The organism is Geotalea uraniireducens Rf4, from assembly GCF_000016745.1.
GTDB classification, from domain to species: Bacteria; Desulfobacterota; Desulfuromonadia; order Geobacterales; family Geobacteraceae; genus Geotalea; species Geotalea uraniireducens.
This window is the reverse complement of sequence record NC_009483.1, coordinates 4,135,791-4,161,594: the sequence shown is the minus strand read 5'-3', so window position 1 is coordinate 4,161,594 and position 25,804 is coordinate 4,135,791. Positions and strand designations below refer to the sequence as shown.

Sequence of the window (25,804 nt, the reverse complement as noted above, 5' to 3'; positions counted from 1 at the left end):
ATGAAAATTTGGAAACAGTTCTCATTATTGCTGGCAGCGGTGACTGCTTGCATCGCCTTTGGCTTGCCGACCCCGGCATCCGCAGCACCCAAATCGGTCATCCTCGCCACCACCACCAGCACCCAGGATTCAGGGCTTCTGGACGTCCTGATCCCGATATTCGAAAAGGAGAGCGGCTATTTCGTCAAAACCATCGCCGTCGGTTCCGGGCAGGCCATGGCCATGGGGAAGAAGGGTGAGGCCGATGTGCTGCTGGTTCACTCGCCCGATGACGAAAAGAAATTCATGGCCGAAGGGTTCGGCGTCACCCGGCGGCTGGTTATGCACAACGACTTCATCATCGTCGGGCCGGCAAGCGACCCGGCTAAAATCCGCGGCGCGAAAACTTCCGCCGACGCCTTGAAGAGAATCGCCCAGTCCGGCAGCCTGTTCCTGTCGCGCGGGGACAATTCCGGCACCCACGCCAAGGAGAAGAAGCTGTGGAAAACGGCCGGCATCACCCCCGACGGGCAGAAATGGTACCAGCAGACCGGGCTCGGCATGGGGGATACCCTCAATGTGGCTGCCGAGAAAAAGGGGTACACCCTGGCCGACCGCGGGACCTACCTGTCCATCAGGAAGAACCTGGGGCTGGCGATCCTCGTGGAGGGGGACGCCAAGCTGCTCAATGTCTACCACGTGATCGAGCTGAATCCTGCCAAGTGGCCCAAGATCAATGCGGCCGGCGGCAAGGCCTTTGCCGATTTCATGGTTTCCCGCAAGGTCCAGGAACTCATCGGCAAATTCGGCGTGGAAAAGTTCGGTTCGCCCCTCTTTTTCCCGGATGCCGGTAAAAAACCTGAAACACTGGGACTGTAATGGAGCTGCTTGCCGAAGGAATTGCCAAGGCCGTTGCACTGCTTGCTTCCCTTGACCAGGAAGTGTTGGCGATAACGCTACTGTCGCTCAAGGTTTCCGTTACTGCCACCATCATCAGCCTGGTGCTCGGCATTTTATCCGGCACCCTGCTGGCGCTGGCCGATTTCCCCGGCAAACGTCTCATGGTGAGCATCGTCAATACGGGGATGGGACTGCCGCCGGTGGTGGTCGGGCTTTTCGTCACCATCTTCCTCTGGCGCAACGGACCATTCGGATTTCTGGAGATACTCTACACGCCGACCGCCATGATCATTGCCCAGGCAGTGATCGCGACACCCATCGTAACCGGCATTACGGTCGCCTCCATCCAGAACCTGCCGGCAAACCTCAGGCTGCAGATCCTGGCGCTCGGCGCTACCCGCCTGCAGATGGTCCGGATACTTATCAAAGAGGCGCGCCTTCCCCTCCTGGCAGGCGTCATGGCCGGCTTCGGCGGTGTCATCTCCGAGGTGGGCGCGTCGATCATGGTCGGCGGGAACATCAAAGGGTACACGCGGGTCCTGACTACGGCAACGGTCATGGAGACGAGCCGCGGCAATTTCGATATCGCCATTGCGCTCAGCATCATCCTGCTCCTGCTCAGTTTTGTCATCAACTACGTCCTCACCCGGATCCAGCAGCGGGAGCGGCCGCGATGAGCGCTGCTGCAAGCTTTCTCGACGTACAGGATCTGGAGGTCTGTCGTGGCGGGGTGCGGGTGCTCGCCATTCCCTCTTTCACACTGCATGAAAACGAGGTACTGTCACTCATCGGCCCCAATGGCGCCGGCAAGTCGACCCTGCTGCTGGCCCTGGCCCGCCTGATTCCTGCCGCTACGGGGACCTTGCGCTGCCAGGGGGAGCCAATCGTTTCCGATCGGGCGACCTTTGCCTATCGCCGGCGGCTGGCCATGGTCTTTCAACAGCCGCTCCTGTTCGATGCCACGGTCTTTGATAACGTGGCTGCCGGGTTGAAGATTCGCGGGCTGAGCAGGCAGGAGGTCAGGAGCCGGGTCATGGCGACCATGGAGCTGTTCAACATGGTCAACCTGGCAGAACGCTCGGCCCGCAAGCTTTCCGGTGGCGAAGCCCAGCGGACCAGCCTGGCGCGGGCCTTTGCCATTCGGCCGGAGATGATCTTTCTCGATGAGCCGTTCGTCGCCCTCGACCCACCCACACGCCAGGCGCTTATGGACGATCTGGACCGGATACTGACGGAGACCGGCACAGCGGCGGTGCTGGCGACCCACGACCAGTTGGAGGCTCTGCGGCTGTCGGACCGGATGGTGGTCATGAATCAGGGGGAGATCGTCCAGAGCGGCACGCCGGTCGAGGTGATGAACCAGCCGGTGGACGAGTTCGTGGCCTCTTTCGTCGGCATGGAGAACGTCCTGACCGGGACGGTACTTGCAACCGCCGCCGGCCTGGTCACCGTGGCCCTGGCAGAGCGCCGCATCGAGTTCCCCGGCACTGCTGCCGCGGGCGAGACAGCCGTCTTCTGCATCCGGCCCGAGCACGTGACCATCGATATTTTTGACCCGGCCGGCGAGACCAGCGCCAGGAACGTCTTTCCCGCAACCATCAGAAAAATCATTCCGACCGGGGTATTCCAAAAGATTCACCTGGACTGCGGTTTTTCCCTGGTTGCGTACCTGACTAATCAATCCCTCGGCAATCTGCACCTTGACGAGGGGAAGCGGGTTTTTGTCTCGTTCAAGGCCACTGCCGTTCATCTGATCCGTGCCGGGAAATGATGTGCATGGCAGAACAGTTTCGTTTGAAATAAAGGAGAAGATTCTTCATGCCCAGCTTTGAAGATGCGCGCAGCATTATCATCAACAGCGTTGCCCCCCTAGGCGTTGAGCGGGTCGATCTACTGTCGGCCCTCGGCCGGGTCATTGCGGAAGATGTAACGGCGCCCTGGGACATGCCGTTCTATGACAATTCGGCTATGGACGGCTTTGCGGTGCGGACTTCCGACTGCCTGGAAGGGAATTGTACCCTGAAAGTCACCGGCTACATCCCCGCTGGCGGGGCCGTAACTCCGGCGATCGAGCCCGGCAGCGCCGTCAGGATCATGACCGGCGCCCCCATTCCCGCTGACTGCGACGCGGTGGTCCCAGTAGAGGAAACGGAGGAGCGCGACGGCGCTGTTTTCTTGAAGGAGAAAGTGACCCCGCGTCAGCACATCCGCTTCCGGGGGATGGACGTTTGCCGTGGCGAGACGATCATTACGGCAGGCACGGTCATTCATCCGCCGGAAATCAGCATGCTGGCCTCCTTCGGCAAGGCGGTCGTACCGGTCTTTCGCCGGGCGCGGGTGGCGGTCCTCTCCACTGGTGACGAACTGATCGAGTTGGGGGAGCCGCCCGCGGACGGCAGGATCATCAACAGCAATGCGCTTTCTCTGGCCGCGGCCATCCGGGAGATCGGCGCGGAACCGATCATACTCGGCATTGCCCGTGACAACCGGGAAAGCCATCTGGAAAAGATGATCGAGGGGCTTAAGGCGGATGCTCTGATCACCTCCGCCGGGGTTTCGGCTGGAGACCGGGACCTGGTGCGCGACTGCCTTGCCGAGCTGGGGGTCGGGCAGCTGTTCTGGAAGGTGGACATGAAGCCGGGAGGCCCCACCGCCTTCGGGGTGAAAGATGGGAAACCGGTCTTTTCCCTTCCGGGCAACCCTGTTTCCACCATGGTCACCTTCGAGGAATTCGCCAAGCCGGCGCTTCTCAGGATGATGGGGCACAAGCGGGTGATCAAGCCGTACGTGAAGGCGACCCTCCGCGAAGATGCGCGAAAGAAGCCGGGCAAGGTGCATTTCCTGCGGGTCAGGATCGAAGTGGAAAACGGCCGGTATTGGGCTTCCATTTCCGGGGACCAGAACACGGGCATCCTGAAGACCATGGTCAGGGCCAACGCTATCGCAGTGTTGCCGAAGGACAGGACCGCGGTTGCCGCCGGCGAAGAGGTGGATGTGCATCTGCTGCGCGGCGACGTGGATATGCTGGAAGGATGAAGGCTGTTCTACGTTCTAGGTTCTATGTTCGAGGTTTAAAAAACATAGAACATAGAACATAGAACATAGAACATAGAACATAGAACATAGAACTGCGACAAAGGAGCACCACACATGTCATTCAACCACTTTGACGAACAGGGGCAGGCGATCATGGTCGATGTCAGCGGCAAGGAGCCGACGCTGCGCACCGCCAGGGCGCAGGCCGTGGTCCGCCTCCGGCCGGAGACTTTGCAGGCCATCCTCGATGGAAGGATGACCAAGGGGGACGTCCTCGGCGTTGCCCGGCTTGCCGGCATCGCCGCCGCGAAGAAAACACCGGAGTTGATCCCCCTTTCCCACCCGCTCGCCATCCACCATGCGGCGGTCGAATTCGCCACCGATCCGGAAACGGGCGAAATTGCCGTGACCGCGACGGTGCGGGCCTTCGAGCGGACCGGAGTGGAGATGGAGGCGATGGTATCGGCCTCGGTGGCAGCACTCACTGTCTACGATATGTGCAAGGGTAGCGACAAGGGAATAACCATCGGCCAGGTGGCGCTCCTCTACAAGGAAGGCGGCAAGAGCGGCGTCTACCGGCGGGAGGAAGAACGGTAGGGGCGGCCCCATGTGCCGCCCACACCGGGCAACCAAATCGGGCAACCACACGGGGTTGCTCCTACAAAGGATTCAATCATGAAGGCTGCATTATTGATTTTGAGCGACCGTGGCGCCCGCGGTGAGCGGGCCGATGCCAGCGGTCCGGCGTTGGAGAAATGGCTCAGCCAGCAGGGGGTGACGACCAACCGTTGCGAGGTGATCCCCGACGAGGGTGCGATGATCATCGAGCGGCTGCGGGAATGGGCCGACAGCAACACCTTCGATCTCATACTCACCTGCGGCGGCACCGGTGTGTCACCCCGGGATGTGACCCCCGATGCGACCGTGGAGGTGCTCGACCGTCTCATCCCCGGCTTCGGCGAGGTGATGCGGGCAAAGAGCCTCCTGAAGACCCCAAATGCCATGATCTCCCGGGCGGTGGCCGGCATCAGGGGGCAGACGCTCATCATCAACCTGCCGGGAAGTCCGAAAGGGGCGATAGAGAACCTGGAGGCCGTCTGGCCGGCGGTCCCCCATGCGGTGGCCAAGATCCAGGGGGACCAGGCTGAGTGCGGCACGCCGTGAATCCCGAATATCTCAGGCTATTCGATGCCGGTACGCTCTGTCAGGTTGGCTGCAGCAGGTAAAAATGAGGATCTTGCTTGAATGTGACTGCCAGGAAAATCCGGCAAGGCATCACAGGCCGATGGAACGCATTTTCCGGTAGAGGGTGTTCCTGCTTATCCCGAGCCGTCGTGCAGCGGCAGATATGTTGCCGTTGCATTCCCTGACCGCCTGGCGGATTGCCTGGGCCTCCAGATGGTCCAGGCTTGCCGTGCCGGCCTGCACCGTCGTGGCCGGGAGGTAGTTTTTACTCTCAATGTGAAGGGGGGCGGCTTCCCGGTACTGTTCCAGAAAGTCGTCGGAGAGGTGGACCACGCTGATCTCGTCGTCTTCTCCGAGGAGGGCGACCGCAGTGCGGAGCACGTTATGCATCTGGCGGACATTGCCCGGCCAGGGGTGAGACGCGAAAATGTCGAGCACGTCGTCCCTCAACCTTATCACCCGCCCCAATCCTGTAATCTCATTCAGAATGGACTGTGCCAGGGGACGCAGGTCTTCGCGCTCCCGCAGGGTCGGCAGGGTGATGAGCAGTCCATTGAGGCGGTAGTAAAGATCTTCCCGGAAACGCCCTGCAGCGATTTCGTCCCGAAGCTTCCGGTTGGTTGCACAGACCACCGAGATGTCGATGGGGTGGGAACCGGCGCCTCCCAGCGGGGTAACGGTGCGTTCCTGGAGCACCCGAAGTAACCTCGCTTGCAGCGCCAACGGCATGTCGCCGATTTCGTCCAAAAACAGAGTTCCCCCGTCCGCCTGCCGGATTTTGCCCATACTCCCGTTCCGCTTTGCCCCGGTGAACGCCCCTTCCTGATAGCCGAACAACTCCGATTCGATCAAATTTTCCGGTATCGCCGCGCAGTTGAGCGCCACGAACGGCGCATTGCGCCGCCCGCCGCTCAGATGCATCGCCCTGGCGAAAAGCTCTTTGCCGGTTCCCGATTCCCCTTCAATCAGCACCGGTATATCGTGTCCCGCTACCCTCCGCGCCTTGTCGATGGCGCTCCGCATCCTGGTATCGCCGAACTCCAGGGCATCCAGGGCGAGAAGCCGTCTTTCGCTCAGGCCCGGTTTTCGTGCCGGTGTGGATGCTCCCGGCGATCCTTTGTGACTGATTACCTTGGCAGATCGTGCCGGCGAAACCCTTGCCCGGCCGAATACCTTCATCCCGCCGTAGAGGGGCAGCTGCAGGACCGGCTGGGGGGTAGCCCCGGCATGGGCCAGCAGCGAGTCGAGAGACAGGTCGAACAGGTGGGTGAACGTTACGGTCTGGGCCCGGTAACGGTCCAATCCCAGGTGCAGGAGGGCGCTCCGGTTCGCTGCCAGCAAACGGCCATCACGTCCGAATACCGCAATGGCTTCGTACATGGTGCCGATGAATTCGGGGCGGCTATGGAACTGAAGGATGATGTCCGAATCGAAGCCGATGGAAAACATCTGGTTTTCGATCTGCTGAACGGAAATCCTCACGAGGGCCATCGTATGCTGCTGGTAGGCGCGGCAGTCGCCGGAAACGTCGAGGACGCCGAGGAGCTTGCCGTACGGGTCGAAGATCGGGGCGGCCGAGCAGGTTAGAAAATCGTTGGACGTTACGTAGTGTTCCGAACTGTGCACAAGGACCGGCAGTTGCTCCACAATGGCAGTGCCGATGGCATTCGTGCCGCGAAACTGCTCGGACCAGATGCCGCCGGGCTGCAAGGACACTTTGCGGGCCCGGTCCACGAAATCCGTATCCCCCAGGGAGTGGAGCACGACCCCTGTCGCATCTGCCAGGATCACCATGCTCGAAGTGTCCTGGATCTGCTCGTAGAGGTTCTCCATGACGGGGAAGGACTGGACGAGGAGGTTGCGATTCTTTTCCGTGAGACCTTCCAGTTCCTTGCTGGTGATGGTCGGAATGTTGCTGTTTTCCCGCTCCATGTCCACACCATTGTCGATCGAACGTCGCCAGGAACGCATTATGGAGTCCGAGACGAGGCCGGTGGGGAGCGTCCCGCGGCTGATAAAATCGGCGCGAGCCTGATTTATCTTGATCTTGCTGATAGTGGGGAATTTATGCATGCAGACCACTCCTTATGGCTGATTCTAGCGAATATCGTTTTAAAAATCAATGCAAACCTGTCGCACTAGATGTAGACATTATGCCAACTATCGAGAATTATTCATAATAGACAATAGAATAACGTCATACCTGATAGGAGATTGTTAGTTTATGTGACACCTGTTCATGGTGCAGGTGTCACGTTTTGTGGCAGTTGGCTGGTTAATCACATTAATGCGCTTCCAATTGGACCATGGGGACAAGGGGGGTAACATGAACATGGGTTGAGGCCGCACTTCCCTTAAAGGTGGCTATGTATCTGCTTTTACGTAGGTTTATGCTTTTTGCGAATTATTGATGTCAAGGGGTGTGTTGTGAATAAGAACACTGTTTTGCGATTGGCATGCTCGGTGCTAAGTGGACGACAAGGCATCGGCCTTATAACAAAGAATGCTTTAAAAGGGAAAGGTGACAACATGACATGTTTAGTAACTCAGGTCGATCAGATGGTCGCAAAGGCACGCAAGGCAGCTGAAGCTTTCAAGGGTTTAACCCAGGAACAGGTTGACAGGATCACGGAGGCGATGACCAAGGCCGGCGTTGCCAATGAGCGCAAGCTCGCGGAAATGGCCGTTGAGGAAACCGGCATCGGCAATGTGGAAGACAAGGTCATCAAGAACCACTTCGGCACCCAGGTCGTCTATGACTACATGAAGGACAAGAGATCGGTCGGCATAATCGAGGAAGATGACGGAATAATCTCCATTGCCGAACCTTTCGGCGTGATCGCCGCCATCACGCCGGTGACCAATCCGGCTGCAACTACCCTGTTCAAATCCCTCATCGCCCTGAAGGGGCGCAATGTGATCTGTCTGGCATTCCACCCCAAGGCGCAGAAATGCAGCGCGGCTGCCGCCCGGATCATGCTTGACGCAGCCGTTGCCGCAGGCGCTCCGGCTAACTGCATCCAGTGGGTCGAAGAACCGTCAATCGAAGCTACGGACGCCCTGATGAAGCATCCCGGCGTGGCGATGGTCATTGCCACCGGTGGTGGTGCCATGGTCAAGGCAGCATACAGTTCCGGCCATCCCGCCCTTGGCGTCGGTCCAGGCAATGTGCCGGTATACATCGAAAAGAGCGCTAATTTGAATATCGCGATTCCTGATGTCATCGCCTCGAAAACCTTCGACAACGGCACCATCTGCTCCTCTGACCAGTCGGTGATCTTTGATGATAAAGCAGTTGCTGAAAAGGCGCTCAAGCTCTTCAAAGAAAACGGCGCCTATCTCTGCAACGACGAGGAGAAGGCAAAGCTGGAAGCCGTGATGTTCGACAAGGAGCGGGGGGTTCCGTCCATGCAGATTATCGGCAAGAAGCCCCAGTTTATCGCCGAACTCGCAGGCTTTACAGTGCCTGCCGACGTGAAACTGCTCATGGTGCCGCTCACCACCACCGGCCCCGAAGACTGGATGAGCCACGAGAAACTCTCCCCGGTTCTCGGCTGGTTCATTGTCGACAGTAAGGAGAAAGCAATTTCCGCCGCTGTCAGCCAGCTGGAATTCGGCGGCGCAGGTCACTCGGCCGTGGTCTTTACCGAGGACGAGGGGGTAGCGACGGAGTTTGCCCTCAGGGTTCCCGCCAATCGGGTCGTCTGGAACCAGCCTTCTGTCCATGGCACCATCGGCGCCCTCTATAACAGCCTCGTTCCCTCCCTGACCCTCGGGTGCGGTGCCATGGGGGGCAACATCACCACAGAAAACGTCGGCTACAAGAACCTCCTCAATATCAAGCGGGTTGCGAGAAGGAATATGGCTGCGTAAAGCGTCAGTCGTTCTTGAGGTGATCGTCATGCTGGGTGATTTTGCCGCGGCTCCTTGGCGGAGATTTGGTTTTATGCGCGGCCGGAGGAAAAAATTAAATAATTATTTCAGATGGTTAATATTGCATGTGATAAATGCCCGGCGTTGTAAAGCCGGGCATTTATTTTGCTTAAAGACCCAGGATCTGTAACTGAATAAATTGTCGGCTCTCCGAGCCGCCGTACCCACCAGGGCAACCCTCTCACGGTGCGCGGCCAACGGGTGCTGCCGGAAACGGCTGCGCCTTCCTTTTGAAAAGGAGAACACCCTCCGTCAGAACCGTTTCCGCTGCAGGCCTCTCTCCAGCCGGGGAGGGGCCTTTTTCGTTCCGGCTGCGCCGCTGCTGGTCCCTTTTGCACAGCCGCTGGTCGAGCACCCCGCAAAATCCCCGGGAATTTGCATCCTGGCCAATCCAAGATACACTTGAAAACGGCAGTCAGGCAGTCATTCCATGTTATTTAGGGGACGCTTGAAATGTTCAAGAAAGGGGATCTGGTAAGGCATGCGGCCATGCCGTCGTGGGGGATAGGAAGCGTAGTGAATCCGGCCAAGGAGGGAAACCTCCTGATTCGGTTCGAACAGGCCGGCGAGAAGCTCATTCATCCCGGTTACGCAGCGCTGACCAAGGTGCCGGAGGATGAGCTCATGTACCTGGTGGTCAGGGAAGTCCGCGTAAAATGGGGGCGTCCCGTCGAAACCGCGAGTTTGATTCCGGTCTTGAAGCGTGATCGATACAAGGTTGATGGGGAAATAGACGTGGGTCAATGAAAGGCAATGGGGGCGGATTGAGTTACTGAATTCTGGGGTTGTGGAAAAAGGGGAAAGGCTGTTTTACTAAAAACAGCCTCCCCCCTTTCCTTATGCCGATGTGTCTTTTGTTTATTTGCTCTTTTTCGAAGACATGCCACCTATCTTGATATAGGCAGCAAAAAGAACAAAAATGCCCATCAATAAAACCCCGGCGATTTCGAGCCCAAACTTGATGTTCGTCATTGCAGTACTCCCTTTGTTGGTTTTGGAATTTTCTTGTGACAGTAATTGCTGGTCCAGCTTACGATGTTGGCAAATTATCGCAAGCCCTGTACCAATTATGTTATTGCCCTGTTTATTCTGTGTAATATGTCGTTAACAAAGGGGTTCCGGTACTGCCGCGCATGTTTCTGCGGGCAAAACCTGTGACCATGGTTCTGAAATGGAACAGCCCAACTGTTCTATTCCGGCGTATATAGTGTTTTTGTGGAACATTGAGGGAGAAAGGGAGTAAAGAGGGAGGTCGGCCGCACGCATGCTTGCGTTCGAAGACAAAGAGGGCCCGCAGTGATGCAGGCCCTCTTTATTTTGGTCTCAAGGATGTGTTACGGCAGGAGCGAGATGGTGACCGGCGGGGAGGGGGAGGGTGCCGGGTAAGCCGCCGTCGGCATTCTACGCCTACTCCCCTTTAAACGACGGATCTCGTTTTTCCAGGAACGCGTTGATCCCTTCCATGTAGTCCTTGCTATCGCAGACCTTTCTCCGCAGTCCCTGGATGCGCTCGAAGGTGGGTGGGCTCAGGGGGTGGGCGCAGGAGAGGAGGCGCACCTGCTCTTTGATGACCGAGATGGTCAGGGGGCTGTTCCGGGTTATCCGGCGGGCCATCTCGTAGGTGAAGCCCTCCAGCTCCTCCGTCTGCACGAGATGGTTGATTATGCCGAAATTCGCCGCCCGTTCGGCGCTCAGCGGCTCGGCGGTGAAGAACATTTCCTTGGCGAGGTTCGCCCCCATGATGTTCAGGAAGTGGAGGATCCCCGTAACGTTATACGGCACGCCGATCTTGGCGGGGGTCATGCAGAAGGAGGTGGTGGGGCAGCCGATCACGATGTCGCAGCTGAGGACGAGGTCGCACGCCCCGCCCCAGACGCTCCCCTCCAGCATGGCTATGACCGGCATGGAGCATTCCTGCACCTGACGGAGGATGATCTCCAGTGGATCACCATACTCCAACGGGTCCCGGCATGGTTGGGGGAGTTCCGTAACGTCGCGCCCCGCAGACCAGACCTTCACCCCCCGCTCTGCCCGGAGGACCAGTACCCGCATCTTGTTTTGCTCGAAGTCGTGGACGGCATGGAGTACCTCCTCGATCATCGCATTGCTGAGGGCGTTGCGGCGCGCGGAGTTGGTGAATGTTATGGTGGCGATCTCATCGGCACAATGGATGGATATCAGCGACATGGCGTTGACCTCCCCGGTCCGTTTTGGGATGCATCTTTTTGGTTTGTAAATAAATTTTAACATTTCCAGGGGAAATGCAAAGCCCCCCAGCAAATTACTTTTGTCTCCGATCAGACCACCTTCATGGCGACCATGGTCACATCGTCTTCCAGTGCGGATGTGCCGGTAAATGCCGAAACATCCTCAAGCACGGCGTCGATAATCGCCTGGGGCGGTTCCGCATGCCGGGCATTTATGAGGTCGCACAGCCTGCCAAGGCCAAACAGTTCTCCTGCGCTGTTCCGGGATTCGGTGACGCCGTCTGTGTAAAGGAAGAGGAGGTCACCTTTCTCCATCCGGAGCTGCTTTTCTTCGAAGGACACCCCCTTTTTGACTCCCAGGATGAGCCCTTCGGCATCCAGTTTCAGGCATGTTGCTCCGGAGTTGCGGGTGAGCAACGGGGAGACGTGACCGGCGTTCGAATAGGTAAGAGTATGGGTGAGAGTGTCATATTTGACATAGAAGAGGGTTATGAAAAGCTCCGCCTGATTAAGATCATTGTAGAGTATCTCATTGAGCGATGCGAGGATATCTCCGGTATGGCTGAATGACTGAACCTCGGCGTGCAGAACCGATCTGGCTTCTGCCGTCATCAGGGCAGCACCGATACTGTGGCCTGAAACATCTGCGATGACCATATCCACTACGCCGTTTTCGCGCTCATAGTAGTCGTAATAGTCGCCTCCCACATGGGTGGCGGGCACACAGCATCCGGCGAGCAGGACGCCGGGCAGTTTCGGCGGAGCGGTCGGCAGAAGGGAGAGCTGAATCTGTCGGGCGAGTTCCATGTCCCGCAGCATCCTGGAGTTTTCCAGGAGCGCCTTTTCCGCCCGTTTCCGTTCGGTAATGTCACGGGCCACTGCCACGCCGTACAGAATCTTGTTGAAGGTGACCAGGCGGATGGTGATTTCGACCGGAAGCTTTTCTCCCGAACATTTGCACATTTGGGTGGTTATCGTGTCCTGGTCCCACCCCTGGGCAGGTCCTGAAGAAACCAGATTCTCCACCCTTGCCGTCGCTTCCTTCGGCAGAAAATTTCCAAGAGGAAAGGAAATGAACTCCTCGCGGGAACAGCCCAGCTGACGGCAGGCGGACTCATTGACATCGACAAAGGTGAGGGTTGCAGCCTCAAGGAGAAAAATGCAGTCGTTGCTCTGGTCCAGCAGTGCCCTGAACCGCTCCAGTTCATCGAGTTTTTGCTGAAGTTCGGGATAGTAGGTTTTCCGCAGTGAGCGTTCGCCTAGCCCTATGATCTTTTCCCGCTCGGCGCTCCAGTTTTGCTGGGCATCAGAGGGCTTTTTCATAGATGGCCTCGATATCCTGCCGTGTCGGCTGGCGCGGATTGGTGAAGATGCACGCGTCGTTGATCGCTTTTTCGGCAAGTTCGGGGATGTCGCTTTCTTTAACACCCAACTGGCTGAGGGTGTAGGAAATTCCAGTGGCCTCATTCATGCGATTGATTGCAGATGTGATGGCCGATCTTACCTGGGCCGGCGCCATGCCGCTCACCTCCAGCCCCATCATTCTCCCGATCTCCCGGTAACGGTCCGGGACAGTATCGAAGTTGAAGTCAATGACGTAAGGAAGAAGAATTGCATTGCATTCGCCGTGGGGGCAGTCCAGGAGTCCGCCCAGGCTGTGTGCCAGCGCATGAACTGCTCCCAGGCTGGCATTGGAAAATGCCAGTCCCGCCTCCAGGCTTGCCAGCATCATCCTGCCGCGCAGCACAATGTTGTCCGGCTCTTTTAGCGTCGGCAGCAGATTCCTCGTAATGAGGCGTATCGCCTGTAAAGCGTGCACGTCGGTGATCGGCGAATGGGCCGTGGAGACAAACGCTTCGATGGCATGGCAGAGGGCATCAGTTGCCGTACAGGCCGTAAGCTCCGGGGGCATTGTGGTAGTGGTCACCGGATCGATCAGGGCGACATCGGGGACGACCATCTTGCTGATGATGGCAATTTTTGCCTTTCTTCGGGTATCCGTGATGATGGCGAACTGGGAAACGTCAGCGGAAGAGCCGGCAGTGGTAGGAATGCAGATCAATGGCGGACTGGGAAATTCCACCTTGTCCACCCCCTCGAATTCGGTGACATTCTTCTTGTTGGAACTGACAATGCCGATCCCCTTGGCGCAATCCATCGGACTGCCTCCCCCGACCGCGACAATGGCGTTGCACCTTTCCCGTCGATACAGTTCTGCCCCGGCATTGACTTCATCTGCCTTGGGATTGCTGGTGACCGAAGAATAGACGGCATATTCCAGACCTTCTTCCCTCAGGTAAGCTGAGACGTCGTCCGCCCATCCGGCCGCAGTCACTCCCGGGTCGGTCACCACCAGCACCTTGCGGGCGCCGAAGTTTTTCGCATAGCGGCCGGCCAATTTCCGGGCATCGATACCGAAGATAAATTCGGGAGCGACGAATTTACGCAATTCAAACTCATTCGGTTCCATCATGCTGAATTACCTCTGCCTGAATGAATAAAGAGGCCGTTTCCAGGAATTATACCATGATTCCCTGGGATTTCAGGTGTCTGCAAAAGTTCGAATCGAGGGTACTCAGCTCTGCTTCATAAATTGCCGCGGTTTTCTCCCTTTGCTCCGGTATCCTTGAATGCAGCTCCTGAAAGGGCTGTACGAAATTATGATTCGATAAACATAAAAACAGATTGACAGCCGGTTGCCTTATTGTATATTTTGATTCGACAAATATCGAATCAGGAGGCACCGTATGAAAACCGATCAGAGCATTGCCATCATGAAGGCCCTTGCGGATCAGTCGCGGCTGGCAATTGTCAACTCCCTTCTGGAGAGCTCCCAATATGTGGAGGAGATCGCCAGACGCCACGCCCTTGCCCCTTCGACCGTCTCTTTCCACCTGAAAAAGCTGGAACAGGCGGGTCTCGTCAGCAGCCGCAAGGAGCAGTACTACGTTGTCATCGAGGCAAACGACGCCATATTCGACACCACGTTGCGGGAGATCGTTTCGGCCCCCACTATCGGCAAGGAGCTACAGGACGGGCGAATGGAGGAGTTCCGGCGCAAGGTGCTGGAGTCGTTCTTCCGCCACGGCAGGCTGGAGAAGTTGCCTGCGCAGCACAAAAAGCGGCTCATCGTGCTGGAACAGTTTACCGCACGCTTTGAGCCGGAGCGCCGCTACAGCGAGCAGGAGGTAACCGGGCTCATCATCCCGCTTTTCGACGACTACTGCACCATCCGCCGCCTGCTGGTGGATGAGAGTCTGATCCGCAGGGAAGGTGCAACTTACTGGCGGAAGAAAAAAGCCGGCGATCAGGCAGGGCAACAGGCTTTGCCGTCGCAGAACGGGAAAGGTTCGGAGAACGTGACCAACCGCGCGGAAATCAAACGGGACTATAAGCAGAACTCCCCCGAGATGGGGGTATACCAGATCAGGAACAAGGCAAACGGAAGAATCTATGTCGGCAGCAGCAAAAATCTTGACGGGACTCGCAACAGCAGGCTGTTTCAGTTACGGATGGGGAAGATCGTCTTCAACAGGGAGCTGCAAAAGGATCTGAACCAATACGGTGCGGACAGTTTCGAGTTTTCCGTGCTTGCCGTTCTGGACAAACCGGAGCCGGGAGATACTATCGAGCAGTCTTTGGACGCACTGGAGCTGCATTGGCTGGAGAAGCTGCAGCCGTTCGGCGAACGCGGCTACAACAGTGAAAAAGGGTATCAGCGAAGCGTGGAACGGCTACAAAATCAAAGCGGGGTCGATCTTGCCTAAGGGGCGCAATCAGGCCAAGCAAAGGAGGGTGATCATGCAGGAGCGAAAAAAGGTCGGCATACTGATCTTCGACGATGTGGAAGTGCTGGACTACTGCGGCCCCTACGAGGTCTTCTGCTCGGTGCGGCTGAACGAGGAGCGGCGCAGGGAGGAACCGTCCCCATTCCATGTCCTGCTGGTGGCGGAAAAGGCCGACGCTATCAGGACCAGCGGGGGGATGCGGGTGCTGCCGGATGTGACCACTGCGGACTGCCCGCCGCTGGACATCCTGCTGGTGCCGGGCGGCTGGGGTACGCGGCGAGAGATCAACAACGAGCGGCTTCTGGCCTGGATCGCAGAAAGGGCCAGGGAGGTGAAAACCCTCACCTCGGTCTGCACCGGCTCCATGCTGCTGGGCAAGGCCGGACTGCTGGCCGGGCGGCATGCCACGACCCACTGGAAGTCGCTTGGCTGGATGCGGGAATCGTTCCCGGATGTAATGGTGGAGGAGCGGCTGCACGTGGTACGGGACGGGAATCTGTTCACCTCGGCCGGCATCTCGGCCGGCATCGACCTGGCGCTTTTGGTGACCGCGGAATACTACGGCGAGGAGATCGCCCGCTCGACCGCACGACACATGGAGTACCCCTATCCCGAGAGCCTGGAGAGGCGGATCTGAGGATAGCCGCACTGGAAAGCAGAAACCGCCGGGAGCAGGGCGAATGAGGTGAAAGAGCCGCCAAAATTCGTTTCTTTGCGGTTTAACCCTGACCTCTCCCCCATATTTCCTCTCCTCCATATTTGGCCGAAATTTCCTGTTTTTTGTCATTGTGCCACAAGCATTCTCACGATAAGCTGGCATCATGAAACGAGCTTCCCACAAACATAACGGCAACGAGACGCCAAGACTTGTGTCGATGGTCGCCTTTAATGGCGCCGACATACTTGATATTACGGGGCCACTGGATGTTTTTACGATTGCCAATGCTCTTCTTCTGGAGAGCGGCAGAGAAACACCCGCCTACCTGACCGAGATCGTGGCCGAGGAGAAAGATGCCGTAGTTGTCACGGCGTCTGGTGTCAGGCTCTTGGCTGATACCTCATGGTCTTCCTGTTCAGAGACGGATACTCTCCTTGTGGCTGGCGGTCCAATGGCAGAGGATGTTTCGGAAGCTCTGGTGGACTGGATTCGTCAGATTGCTCCGCATACTCGACGATTGGGGTCGATATGTACCGGGGCCTTCGTGCTTGCCAGGGCGGGGTTATTGGATGGACGGCGGGCGACAACCCATTGGCGCATGGCCGAAGAGTTTCGGCAGCGGTTTCCGCAGATCGGCATCGATGCCGATTCCATCTATATCAAGGATGGTTCAATCTATACCTCGGCGGGAATAACCGCGGGGATCGACCTTGCGTTGGCATTGGTGGAGGAAGATTTCGGCCGCTTGCTGGCGTTGAATGTCGCGCGGATGATGGTGTTGTATTTCAAACGACCTGGCGGACAGTCCCAGTTCAGCACAAGCCTCTTTGCCCAGTACTGCGAGGGTGGAACACTGGCGCCGACAGTACAATGGATACGCGAAAATTACCGGAGTGACCTGACCAATGAATCTCTGGCCGCACATGCGGCTATGAGTCTGCGGAATTTTGCACGGGTCTTCAAGCGGGAAACCGGAATTGCACCGGCCCGCTTCATTGAAAAAATTCGCCTTGAAGCAGCCGTGAAGTTGCTTGAGGAAACTCGTCATGCACTGGAAACCATCGCCCGGGAGTGCGGTTTTCAGTCAGGCGAACACTTTCGGCTGGCCTTTGTGCGCTGCTTCAAGATCACCCCCGGTGAATACCGGGACCGGTTCTGGACAGGAACCGACTAATCCTACAAAGGAGAAATCACTATATGGCACTGAAAACAGCATTTCTAATATTTGACGGAGTAGCCGAACTCGATTTTGTCGCCCCCAAAGACGTATTTTTTGCCTCTCGACACCTAGGTCATCCTGACGACGAAGTCTACACGGTCAGCGCTACGGAGGGGGCAGTTACCTGCTTAGGCGGTCTCAAGGTGATTCCTGACTACACCTTTGCCACAGCTCCCCGCCCGGACATCCTGTTTGTCCCCGGCACCGCCGATCCGACTCCCCAGGTAAAAAACAGTCAGCTGCTGGAATGGGTGAAGAGCACGAGTGCCGGCTGCCTATGGACCGCCGGTGTCTGTACCGGAACCGCCATTCTGCTGGCATCCGGCGTTGCCCTGGGGAAACGGGTGACGACCCACTGGGGAGCGATTGAAGAGGTGCGCCGGATGGGCGGCGCTACTGTACTGGAAGGGGTACGCTACGTGGCCGACGGCAATCTTGTCACCAGCGCCGGGGTTACCGCCGGGATCGACCAGGCCCTTTGGCTAGTGGGCCAGCTCTACGGCGCTTCCCATGCCCGTGAGGTGCAGCACCTCCTCGACTATCACCCGGCGCCTCCCTACGCCGCGGAAGTCTGAGATGGAATTGCCGCGGAGTTCTTTGGCTTGCAGGTATGTCCAGAGCCGGCAACTACATATTCAGAAGTGTTAAAGCGAGACAAATACCCCCCCCGGCATAGCCGGGGGGGACCTTCATACCAACTCCAAAAATGTAAAGGACGACAGCAAATTTCTCTCTTGACAAATTTGTTTAGCTGGCTAAATATATGGTTACTAAGCAAAAAGTCGAGGTCATCCGGATGTTTGATATCGTAGATCTGCCTGATAGCAGCACCATTGCCAAGCTGGCACAGCGCTACCCCATGCTTGAGATCCCGGCGTTGGAGACATGGCTGACCCTGATGCGGGTTTCCGGCGACTGCCAGAATGATCTGGACCAGTTTCTAGCCCGCCACAATCTCTCCCAGCGCAAGTTCTTTGTGCTGATCCTGCTGATGCGCAACCCGTACGGGCTGAAGGTATCGCAACTCGCCGCGGGGACCGGCGTCTCCTGTCCCACCATGACCGGCGTGGTGGACGGCCTGCTCAATGCCGGGCTGGTGACGCGGGAAACGGACGAGCAGGACCGGCGAATTTTTGTGGTGACCATCACCACTGTCGGACAAGAGCTGCTGGATCAGGTTTTGCCACAGCACTACCAGAGGGTTAGCCGGATTATGTCCATGCTTGACGAAGCGGAACGGACACAGTTGAACGGGCTTTTGGCCAAGATTCGCGCCGGGCTGGACACAGCCCGCACCGCAGACGCAGAAGGAGATTGAACATGGAGCAGAGAAAACTTGGAACGCAGGGACTGGTTGTTTCGGCCCAGGGATTGGGCTGCATGGGGATGTCCGAATTTTACGGCCAGTCGGACGAAGCAGAATCGATTGCTACCATCAACCGCGCCATTGATTTGGGGGTAACTCTTCTTGACACTGCTGATATGTACGGCCCGTTTACCAATGAGGAACTGTTGGGCAGAGCGATCAGGGGCCGCCGGAGTCAAGTGGTGCTGGCCACCAAGTTCGGCATTCTCCGCACCAGCGACCCCACATCCCGCGGCGTCTGCGGTCGCCCCGACTATGTGCTGACCTCCTGCGATTCCTCGCTGAAACGGCTCGGTGTCGATCATATCGACCTCTACTACCAGCACCGTGTCGATCCCGATGTACCGATCGAAGAGACCATGGGTGCCATGGCCGACTTGGTCACGGCCGGCAAGGTTCGCTATCTCGGTTTATCAGAGGCGAAACCGGCCATTATCCGCCGTGCCCACGCCGTGCATCCGGTCACGGCCCTGCAAAGCGAGTACTCGCTTTGGACCCGCGATCCGGAAGACGAGGTGCTGCCGACCCTGCGGGAGCTGGGAATCGGCCTTGTGGCTTACAGCCCACTGGGGCGCGGTTTCCTGACCGGACAGATAAAGAGTTTCGACGACTTTGCAGCAGACGACTACCGCCGCAACTCGCCCCGCTTTCAGGGAGAGAATTTTACGAAGAACCTGGAGTTGGTGGAGCGGGTCAGGGCCATTGCAGCACGGAAAGAGATCACCGCCGGACAGTTGGCCCTGGCCTGGGTGCTGGCCCAAGGGAACGACATAGTGCCGATACCGGGGACCAAGCGGAGAAAATACCTGGAAGAAAATATTGCCGCAACAACGGTGAGCATCAGCGAGTCCGAGCTGGCGGAGATCGATGCAGCATTGCCAAAAGGAGTGGCCAGCGGAGACCGTTATCCGGCGGCCATGATGGGGTTGCTCAATCGATAACAAGGAGGGAAACAGGGCCTTTGCTCATTACGCCTTCGATAGCTGGCTGTAAGGGGATACTGGGAACAATCTTGCGCAGATCTGTCCAGGTAAAGCCTGGTTCATATTTCGGTGGGGAGAATGAAGATATACATAGCACTGTTCAGGGGGATCAACGTCGGAGGAAACAATATCCTGCCGATGAAGGAACTCGTAACTCTTCTTGAAAGTCTTGGTCTCCAACAGGTCAAAACCTATATCCAAAGCGGCAATGCGGTCTTTCGGAGCACAGCAGACAACATTTTGCGGCTTGCAGACACCATCCGCTCCGAGATCAAAAGACGCCACGGTTTTGAACCCTGCGTACTCCTGATGGAAATAACGGAAATGGAAAAAGCGATGGCAGCGAACCCGTTCCCTGAAGCTGTAACCGAACCCAATACGCTGCACCTGAATTTTTTGAGCTCTATACCTGTAAACCCTGATCTTAAAGGGCTTGAGAAACTAAGGAGCGAAAACGAACGATACGAACTGAAAGACAAAGTTTTCTACCTGCATGCTCCTGACGGCATCGGCAGGTCCAAACTGGGCGCAAATGCCGAAAAATTGCTGGGTGTCCTGATGACGGGTCGAAACTGGCGGACCGTGAGCAAAATCTTGGCGTTAGCGAAAGAAAATTTTTAACGGGACGCGCTTGTACTGCACCCCGGCCCCCTTTATAACGAGTGGGGCCGTGACAGGAGAGGAATCAGTTGATGCGACCAAAAGAACTTGTGAAAGCTTGGGTTGATGCATTTAACGAACGTGATGTCGATAAGCTTCCAAGGCACTAAAAACCCTCTTGACCCTAACATTAGTGTCAATGTTGTATCCTGGTTTTAGGTGAATGCGATGAGAATAGGTGAGTTGGCATCAAAGACTGGAGTAAGCGTCCGCGTCTTACGACACTATGAGACTCAGGGGTTGATCAAATCGCAACGGCTTTCCAACGGCTACCGGGACTACCATTTTCATGCCGTGGAGAGAGTGCAATGGGTCAGGGACCTGCTTGCATGCGGTTTCAGCACGCGGCAAATTCGAGAGTTTTTGCCCTGTCTGGAAAACGGGAATATCGATCCGCAGAAATGCACCGCCAAGCACATTGCAAAACTGCAAGAGCTTGACGAAATGATCAACCTCCTTACCGAACGGCGCCGCCGGCTTTCCGAACGCCTCGCCATACTTGGTGTTTCTGTGCCAAAAGGATCGGAATAACGTTTTCGCCGAAGCCACCGTCTGGTTGTATTCAGCGTAAAAGACACCTGGAGAGGAGAAAATCAAATGACTGTCATCGGTATCAACGGAAGCCCAAGAAAAAAGTGGAATACGGCAACCCTGCTGACCAAGGCTCTGGAAGGCGCTGTCGCCCAAGGAGCCGAGACGGAGCTTATCCACCTGTATGACCTTGATTTCAAGGGGTGCATGAGCTGTTTCGCCTGTAAGACCAAAGGCGGCAAAAGCTATGGAACCTGTGGATTGAACGATGGCCTGACGCCGATTCTTAAAAAGATCGTTGACGCCGATGCCATAATCATCGGTTCGCCGATCTATTTCGGCTCGGTGACCGGCGAGACGCGCTCCTTTCTCGAACGTTTGCTGTTCCCGTACCTGACCTATACCGTGCCGTATGCCTCCATAGCTCCCAGGAAAATCGCCACCGGCTTTATCTATACGATGAATGTTGCGGAAGAGCAGAGCAAGGTGTTCGGCTACGAGTACCTCTTCAACTCCCATGCACGTTACCTGCAACTGATCTTCGGGCAGCAGGCCGAGTCGCTCTGCAGCTTTGACACCTGCCAGTTCAATGATTATTCGAAGGTATTGATGGAGAGCTTCGATCCCGTCCATAAGGCGCAACGGCGCGAGGAGGTATTTCCCCTGGACTGCAAAAGAGCGTATGAGCTGGGAGCCAGACTAGCCGGAAAAAGGAGCGAGTAGGCGGCGGCAGAGTTCTATTTCAGGATAGAGAGCAGGTATTCACCATGAAGATTCTGAACATTCTGTGAGGCAGGCCATGCGCCGTTCTTCGACGATACCGTCCGTTTCAACGATGAACTTTCCCGCTTCGTACGCGAAGTCAGCCGTTAGCGGAGGGGCACCATGGGCAAGAACCGGTGGCGGTTCTCAACATACCGATAAAGGAGAATCAAGATGATTCGTCCGAGCTCCGACATGAAATCAATTGATCAGTACATTCAAGAATTTCCAAAGGAGATACAGGCCCTCCTGACGGAAATGCGTTCGACGATCCAGCTGGCAGCTCCACAAGCCATTGAGAAGATCAGCTATCAAATGCCTACCTTTTATCTTAATGGCAATCTGGTGCATTTCGCGGCATTCAAGAATCACATTGGCTTCTATCCCACTCCTAGTGGCATAGCTGCATTTGCAGAAAAACTCAGTGGCTATAAACATGCGAAAGGCTCAGTCCAGTTTCCGATTGACAAACCATTGCCACTCGAACTTATTAAAAAGATTGTCGAATTTCGTGTAATGGAGAACTCGAAGAAAACAGGCAAGCGGTAAGGTTCAAGTAGCATAAGTAGACCCGGGCGGAGGCTTTTATACGCATCATGAATCAGGATCTGCCATGAACAAATCCGAACGGCTCTTTCAACTGGTTACGTTGCTCCGCTCCCGGCGCACCGCCATAACGGCGGAAGCCATTGCGGAGGCCATGCAGGTCTCGATGCGCACGGTGTATCGGGACGTGCAAGCGCTTGTCCTTTCCGGGGTCCCCATCGAAGGGGAACCGGGGGTCGGCTATCTCATACGTCCCGGCCAGCACCTGCCGCCGCTCATGTTCACCCCCGATGAGTTACAGGCGCTGATCGTGGGAAGCCGCATGGTGCAGGCGTTCACCGATAAGGATTTGGCGCGGGGAGCGCGCAGTGCGGAATTGAAGATCAGGTCCATTCTGACGGAGCCATTGCAACGGCATGCGGAACAGCAGCCGTACCGTATACCGATACTGGAGAGCGACGACGGCCTGCGCGAGGTCCACGGGAAACTCCGCCGGGCCTGCGAGCAACGGCAAAAAGTCCGCGCGGTCTACCTGGACGAAAAGCAGGAGAAAACCGAGCGGATCATCTGGCCGCTGGGGATAGTCGGCTGGACCGGGAAATGGACTCTGTTGGCTTGGTGCGAACTGCGCCGGGATTACCGGAACTTCCGTTTCGACCGCTTTGAGGCGTTGGAACTGCTTGAAGAGTACTTCGCTCTCGTGGACGACATCAGCATTACCCACTATCTGCAAAGCGTTGTCGGGATGCGTGATCCGGGTTAGGCGATGGGGCTGCCCGACACTACTGACAGGTTCTGACAGTAGTGTCGCGTAGTGTGGGATTTGTGAGCTGATGCTCGCAAATCAATCTCAAAGGAGAACGAAGATGAGCGTAAAACCGATTCCCGAAGGATACCACACCTTGACCCCTTTCCTGACAGTCCCTGGCGCAGTAGAGTTGATTGACTTCTTGAAGATGGCCTTCCATGCCCGTGAGAAGGAACGGATTATGATGCCCAATGGCTCCCTCGCTCATGCCGAGGTGTGGATCGGTGACTCTATCATCATGCTGGGTGAGCTGACAGGTGATTGCGTGCCGATGCCGGGCTCATTCTACCTGTACGTGGATGACATGGATACCGTTTACAAGCGCGCCCTGGAGGCGGGAGCAACCTCCACGATGGCACCGGCCGATCAGTTCTGGGGCGACCGTTTGGGTGCTGTGAAAGACCGGTTCGGCAACGTATGGAACCTGGCAACACATGTTGAGGATGTATCAGCAGACGAGTTGCAGCGGCGAATGGCGGCGCGCTTCGCACAATAAGATACGGCGAATGCGTTGAACGCCTGCATTAATAGTATCGTGTCTCCAAAATTCGCTTTCGAATAATGGAGACACGACCTTTACTGGGCAAAGGAAGATCTGATCATGGTAAGAGAATACAAGTTCAGGGCCTGGGGGCCAAAAAGTAAATGCATGTGGCCATGGGAAGAGATAACTGAGTTGCCCATAAGTGCTCTTGCCGGAGAATCCGGGGAATTCCGGTATATGCAGTTCACCGGACATTGGGACAAGAATGGCAAGGAAATCTATGAAGGGGATATCGTGGAGGCAGTCAGACAAGGTCAACATGTTGTCTGCGAAGTGAGATGGGGAAAGGAGTGTGCCGGGTTTGTTCTGTATCGGGAATCTGGCGGCATTCGCTGGAATCTGACAGGTGGTGACGCGGATTCCACGGAACAGTCGGTTGAAGTTATCGGCAATATTTACGAGAATGCCAACCTCCTCGGGCGACAGCACTATAAGAGTGGCCTCTTGTGCCGAATCACCGATGAGGAGCAAACGGTCCCGTTATGATAGATAAACTCAGCTACCCGGCACCTGGAGGAACCAATGGAAAATGTCGCAACGGTTAACCGCTGCGCCTGGGTGGGCAGTGACCTGCTCTACCGGGAGTACCACGACCAGGAATGGGGCGTACCGGTTCACGACGATCGGCTGCTGTTCGAGTTCCTGACCCTGGAGGGTGCTCAGGCCGGGCTCTCCTGGATAACGATTCTCAGGAAACGCGATGCCTACCGCGCCGCCTTTGCCGGATTCGATCCCGAACTGGTGGCCCGTTTCGATCAGGCAAGAGTGGCAGAACTGCTGACCAACGCCGGCATCGTCCGCAACCGCTTGAAGGTGGAGTCGGCGATAACCAATGCCCGTGTCTTTCTGAAAGTGCAAGAGGAATATGGCTCTTTCGATGCCTACATGTGGCGCTTTGTGGACGGTCGACCGATCCGGAATGCCTGGCGCAGTATCAAGGAGGTCCCGGCTAGTACGCAGGTATCGGATGCCATGAGCCGCGATCTGAAGAAGCGCGGTTTTCGCTTCGTGGGGACCACAATCTGCTATGCCCATATGCAGGCCGTCGGCATGGTGAATGACCACACTGTCGACTGTTTCCGCTGGCAGGAACTGGGGGGATGCTGCGACGAAGGAAGCCGACAAGAGTGAGACAGCCGTGAAAGGAGCGACATAAGCTGCACAACAAGGGAGGATAGAGAGATGCATCATGAACTACGCCGCACGGAACGGGGTATCGCCGAGACAGAGGCGAGGGAACTGCTGGAGCGTGGCGAATACGGAATACTCTCCACCTGCGGCCTCGCCGGCCAGCCGTACGGTATTCCGCTCAGCTACTGTGTGATGAACAACGCCATCTACTTCCATTGTGCCGTGGAAGGTCACAAGCTGGAGAACATTGCCGCCGACAGCAGGGTGTCGTTCTGCGTGGTGGGAAAAACCGAGGTGCTGCCGGACCAGTTTGCCACCAGGTACGAAAGCGTCATCATCTCCGGCAGTGCGGCAGAGGTTTTTGACGGGGAAAAGCTGCAGGCCCTGGAAGGGCTCCTGGCGAAGTACTCTGCCGGATTTCATGCGGAAGGACTCCAGTATATCGCCGCCCAAGGTGGGCGGACCAGGGTGTTCAGGATCGGCATCGAGGCCATCTGCGGCAAGGCACGTCGATGATGGCAATATTATAATCAATCAAGGAGGAAGCAGATGAAAAGAATCGTCGCATTATCCACGCTGGCCCTGACCCTGTTGTTCGTCCAGACCGCCTTTGCCGAATTGACCAAACTGGCGGATAACGTCTACGCCTACGTAGGCGTCAAAGACGCCTCGCCTGCCCGCAGCTTTGCCGCCAATGCCGGGATCGTCATCGGCCGGGACGGCGTGCTGGTGGTGGATACCCTGATCTCGGCCAAGGAAGGGGAGCGCTTCCTGGCAGATATCCGCAAGGTGACCGACAAGCCGATCAAGTACGTGGTCAACACCCACACCCACCTGGACCATGCCTTCGGCAACTGTGTCTTTGCCAGGCTGGGCGCCACCGTGATCTCCCATACGGCTGACCGCAAGATGCTGGAGCGGGTCGGCGCAGACACCTTGAAGAACATCGGTAATTTCGGCCTGAAGCCGGAGGATATGGCCGGCACCGAGATCGTCTACCCGGCCCTGACCTTCAGCGATCGTATGCAGATCGATCTGGGTGACGAGGCGGTGGAACTGATCCGCGTGGCGCCGTCCCACACGGAGGGGAGCGTGGTAGTATATGTCCCATCCAAAAAACTGCTCTTTGCCGGCGACATCCTCTTTACCGACTTCCACCCCTTCCTGGCCGACGGCGACATTGCCGGCTGGACCAGGACCATCGATGCCCTGCTGACCATGGACGTGGAGCGGATCATCCCCGGCCATGGCCCGCTCTCCGGCAAGAATGATCTCAAGGAAATGAAGGCGTATCTGTTGCTGTTCGACAGCAAGGCGCGGGAACTGGCGGCTACGTCGCAGGATGTCGATGCCATTGCGGCAGAGTTGAAGAAGACCCTGCCGAAGCGCTCCATGGCTGATTGGATGATCGCGTACAATGTGAAGAGCAGGTATCTGGGGAAGAAGTGAGCTACTGTGTAGCAGACGCGGCTGCAAAACCTCGCTTGATGCCGAGACGCAGAAGCATCTGCCGCCGTTGTCATATTTCAAGTCGTATTACAAATAGGCTATCCAACTGCATCGGAGGG

At 56.8% G+C, this 25,804-nt stretch carries 28 protein-coding genes and 1 riboswitch; of the genes, 24 read left to right on the top strand and 4 right to left on the bottom strand.

Annotated features, from left to right (window positions below; genetic code table 11):
- The 6 genes from GURA_RS18070 (at window position 1) to GURA_RS18045 (ending at window position 5,079) form a co-directional block, all read left to right on the top strand.
- Window positions 1-858: a substrate-binding domain-containing protein gene (locus tag GURA_RS18070; protein ID WP_011940358.1), complete on the top strand. Its 858-nt coding sequence runs from the start codon at window positions 1-3 to the stop codon at window positions 856-858.
- The gene (locus GURA_RS18065) at window positions 858-1,556 is read left to right on the top strand and encodes an ABC transporter permease (protein ID WP_011940357.1); all 699 of its coding nucleotides are present in this window, start codon (window positions 858-860) and stop codon (window positions 1,554-1,556) included. The genes GURA_RS18070 and GURA_RS18065 overlap by 1 nt, the downstream gene beginning before the upstream one ends.
- The gene (locus tag GURA_RS18060; protein WP_011940356.1) at window positions 1,553-2,650 is read left to right on the top strand and encodes an ABC transporter ATP-binding protein; all 1,098 of its coding nucleotides are present in this window, start codon (window positions 1,553-1,555) and stop codon (window positions 2,648-2,650) included. Before GURA_RS18065 ends, GURA_RS18060 begins: the two co-directional genes overlap by 4 nt.
- 47 nt (window positions 2,651-2,697) lie before the next feature.
- A complete protein-coding gene (locus GURA_RS18055; RefSeq protein ID WP_011940355.1) occupies window positions 2,698-3,915 on the top strand; it encodes a molybdopterin molybdotransferase MoeA in 1,218 nt (405 codons plus the stop codon).
- 114 nt (window positions 3,916-4,029) lie between these two features.
- Window positions 4,030-4,512 carry a cyclic pyranopterin monophosphate synthase MoaC gene (moaC, locus tag GURA_RS18050; RefSeq protein WP_011940354.1) on the top strand — a complete coding sequence of 161 codons (483 nt, stop codon included), beginning with the start codon at window positions 4,030-4,032 and terminating at the stop codon, window positions 4,510-4,512.
- Window positions 4,513-4,590: 78 nt separating this feature from the next.
- Window positions 4,591-5,079 carry a MogA/MoaB family molybdenum cofactor biosynthesis protein gene (locus GURA_RS18045; protein ID WP_011940353.1) on the top strand — a complete coding sequence of 163 codons (489 nt, stop codon included), beginning with the start codon at window positions 4,591-4,593 and terminating at the stop codon, window positions 5,077-5,079.
- A gap of 111 nt (window positions 5,080-5,190) precedes the next feature.
- On the opposite strand, the gene GURA_RS18040 is transcribed toward GURA_RS18045, so the two are convergent.
- On the bottom strand, window positions 5,191-7,173 hold the full coding sequence (locus tag GURA_RS18040) for a sigma-54-dependent Fis family transcriptional regulator (RefSeq protein WP_011940352.1): 1,983 nt from the start codon (window positions 7,171-7,173) through the stop codon (window positions 5,191-5,193).
- A gap of 456 nt (window positions 7,174-7,629) precedes the next feature.
- On the opposite strand from GURA_RS18040, the gene GURA_RS18035 reads away from it, so the two are divergent.
- Window positions 7,630-8,973, top strand: coding sequence for an aldehyde dehydrogenase family protein (locus GURA_RS18035; protein ID WP_011940351.1), 1,344 nt, complete (start codon window positions 7,630-7,632; stop codon window positions 8,971-8,973).
- 196 nt (window positions 8,974-9,169) lie between these two features.
- Window positions 9,170-9,290: riboswitch (molybdenum cofactor riboswitch) on the top strand.
- A 196-nt stretch (window positions 9,291-9,486) separates the two neighbouring features.
- Complete coding sequence (locus GURA_RS18030) at window positions 9,487-9,780, top strand: DUF3553 domain-containing protein (RefSeq protein ID WP_011940349.1); 294 nt, start codon at window positions 9,487-9,489, stop codon at window positions 9,778-9,780.
- A gap of 660 nt (window positions 9,781-10,440) precedes the next feature.
- On the opposite strand, the gene scpB is transcribed toward GURA_RS18030, so the two are convergent.
- The 3 genes from scpB to ercA form a co-directional block, all read right to left on the bottom strand.
- Window positions 10,441-11,220 carry a methylmalonyl-CoA decarboxylase gene (gene scpB / locus GURA_RS18025; RefSeq protein ID WP_011940348.1) on the bottom strand — a complete coding sequence of 260 codons (780 nt, stop codon included), beginning with the start codon at window positions 11,218-11,220 and terminating at the stop codon, window positions 10,441-10,443.
- 110 nt (window positions 11,221-11,330) lie between these two features.
- Complete coding sequence (locus tag GURA_RS18020) at window positions 11,331-12,563, bottom strand: SpoIIE family protein phosphatase (RefSeq protein WP_011940347.1); 1,233 nt, start codon at window positions 12,561-12,563, stop codon at window positions 11,331-11,333.
- A complete protein-coding gene (gene ercA, locus GURA_RS18015; protein ID WP_011940346.1) occupies window positions 12,547-13,713 on the bottom strand; it encodes an alcohol dehydrogenase-like regulatory protein ErcA in 1,167 nt (388 codons plus the stop codon). The genes GURA_RS18020 and ercA overlap by 17 nt, the downstream gene beginning before the upstream one ends.
- Window positions 13,714-13,987: 274 nt before the next feature.
- Between ercA and GURA_RS18010 the strand changes: the two genes are divergently transcribed.
- From GURA_RS18010 to GURA_RS17930, 16 genes are all read left to right on the top strand, one after another.
- The gene (locus tag GURA_RS18010; protein ID WP_011940345.1) at window positions 13,988-15,007 is read left to right on the top strand and encodes a metalloregulator ArsR/SmtB family transcription factor; all 1,020 of its coding nucleotides are present in this window, start codon (window positions 13,988-13,990) and stop codon (window positions 15,005-15,007) included.
- Between the two features lie 34 nt (window positions 15,008-15,041).
- Window positions 15,042-15,665 carry a DJ-1/PfpI family protein gene (locus GURA_RS18005; RefSeq protein WP_011940344.1) on the top strand — a complete coding sequence of 208 codons (624 nt, stop codon included), beginning with the start codon at window positions 15,042-15,044 and terminating at the stop codon, window positions 15,663-15,665.
- A 184-nt stretch (window positions 15,666-15,849) separates the two neighbouring features.
- Window positions 15,850-16,860: a GlxA family transcriptional regulator gene (locus tag GURA_RS18000; RefSeq protein WP_011940343.1), complete on the top strand. Its 1,011-nt coding sequence runs from the start codon at window positions 15,850-15,852 to the stop codon at window positions 16,858-16,860.
- A gap of 23 nt (window positions 16,861-16,883) precedes the next feature.
- On the top strand, window positions 16,884-17,480 hold the full coding sequence (locus GURA_RS17995; RefSeq protein ID WP_011940342.1) for a DJ-1/PfpI family protein: 597 nt from the start codon (window positions 16,884-16,886) through the stop codon (window positions 17,478-17,480).
- A gap of 221 nt (window positions 17,481-17,701) precedes the next feature.
- The gene (locus GURA_RS17990) at window positions 17,702-18,223 is read left to right on the top strand and encodes a MarR family winged helix-turn-helix transcriptional regulator (RefSeq protein WP_011940341.1); all 522 of its coding nucleotides are present in this window, start codon (window positions 17,702-17,704) and stop codon (window positions 18,221-18,223) included.
- Window positions 18,224-18,225: 2 nt separating this feature from the next.
- Entirely contained in the window at window positions 18,226-19,212 is a 987-nt protein-coding gene (locus GURA_RS17985; protein WP_011940340.1) for an aldo/keto reductase, read from the top strand.
- Between the two features lie 120 nt (window positions 19,213-19,332).
- On the top strand, window positions 19,333-19,875 hold the full coding sequence (locus GURA_RS17980; RefSeq protein ID WP_011940339.1) for a DUF1697 domain-containing protein: 543 nt from the start codon (window positions 19,333-19,335) through the stop codon (window positions 19,873-19,875).
- A 207-nt stretch (window positions 19,876-20,082) separates the two neighbouring features.
- Window positions 20,083-20,445, top strand: coding sequence for a MerR family transcriptional regulator (locus GURA_RS17975; RefSeq protein ID WP_011940338.1), 363 nt, complete (start codon window positions 20,083-20,085; stop codon window positions 20,443-20,445).
- Window positions 20,446-20,511: 66 nt separating this feature from the next.
- Entirely contained in the window at window positions 20,512-21,168 is a 657-nt protein-coding gene (locus GURA_RS17970; protein ID WP_011940337.1) for a flavodoxin family protein, read from the top strand.
- A 213-nt stretch (window positions 21,169-21,381) separates the two neighbouring features.
- A complete protein-coding gene (locus tag GURA_RS17965) occupies window positions 21,382-21,756 on the top strand; it encodes an iron chaperone (RefSeq protein ID WP_011940336.1) in 375 nt (124 codons plus the stop codon).
- Between the two features lie 64 nt (window positions 21,757-21,820).
- Window positions 21,821-22,516: a helix-turn-helix transcriptional regulator gene (locus GURA_RS17960; RefSeq protein ID WP_011940335.1), complete on the top strand. Its 696-nt coding sequence runs from the start codon at window positions 21,821-21,823 to the stop codon at window positions 22,514-22,516.
- 103 nt (window positions 22,517-22,619) lie between these two features.
- Complete coding sequence (locus GURA_RS17955; protein ID WP_011940334.1) at window positions 22,620-23,057, top strand: VOC family protein; 438 nt, start codon at window positions 22,620-22,622, stop codon at window positions 23,055-23,057.
- A gap of 105 nt (window positions 23,058-23,162) precedes the next feature.
- Window positions 23,163-23,591, top strand: a complete 429-nt coding sequence (locus GURA_RS23045) for a YopX family protein (protein ID WP_011940333.1) — start codon at window positions 23,163-23,165, stop codon at window positions 23,589-23,591.
- A 36-nt stretch (window positions 23,592-23,627) separates the two neighbouring features.
- Window positions 23,628-24,236, top strand: a complete 609-nt coding sequence (locus GURA_RS17940) for a DNA-3-methyladenine glycosylase I (protein ID WP_011940332.1) — start codon at window positions 23,628-23,630, stop codon at window positions 24,234-24,236.
- A gap of 51 nt (window positions 24,237-24,287) precedes the next feature.
- Window positions 24,288-24,752: a pyridoxamine 5'-phosphate oxidase family protein gene (locus GURA_RS17935; RefSeq protein WP_011940331.1), complete on the top strand. Its 465-nt coding sequence runs from the start codon at window positions 24,288-24,290 to the stop codon at window positions 24,750-24,752.
- 33 nt (window positions 24,753-24,785) lie between these two features.
- Entirely contained in the window at window positions 24,786-25,685 is a 900-nt protein-coding gene (locus GURA_RS17930) for an MBL fold metallo-hydrolase (protein ID WP_011940330.1), read from the top strand.
- Window positions 25,686-25,804 lie beyond the last annotated feature (119 nt).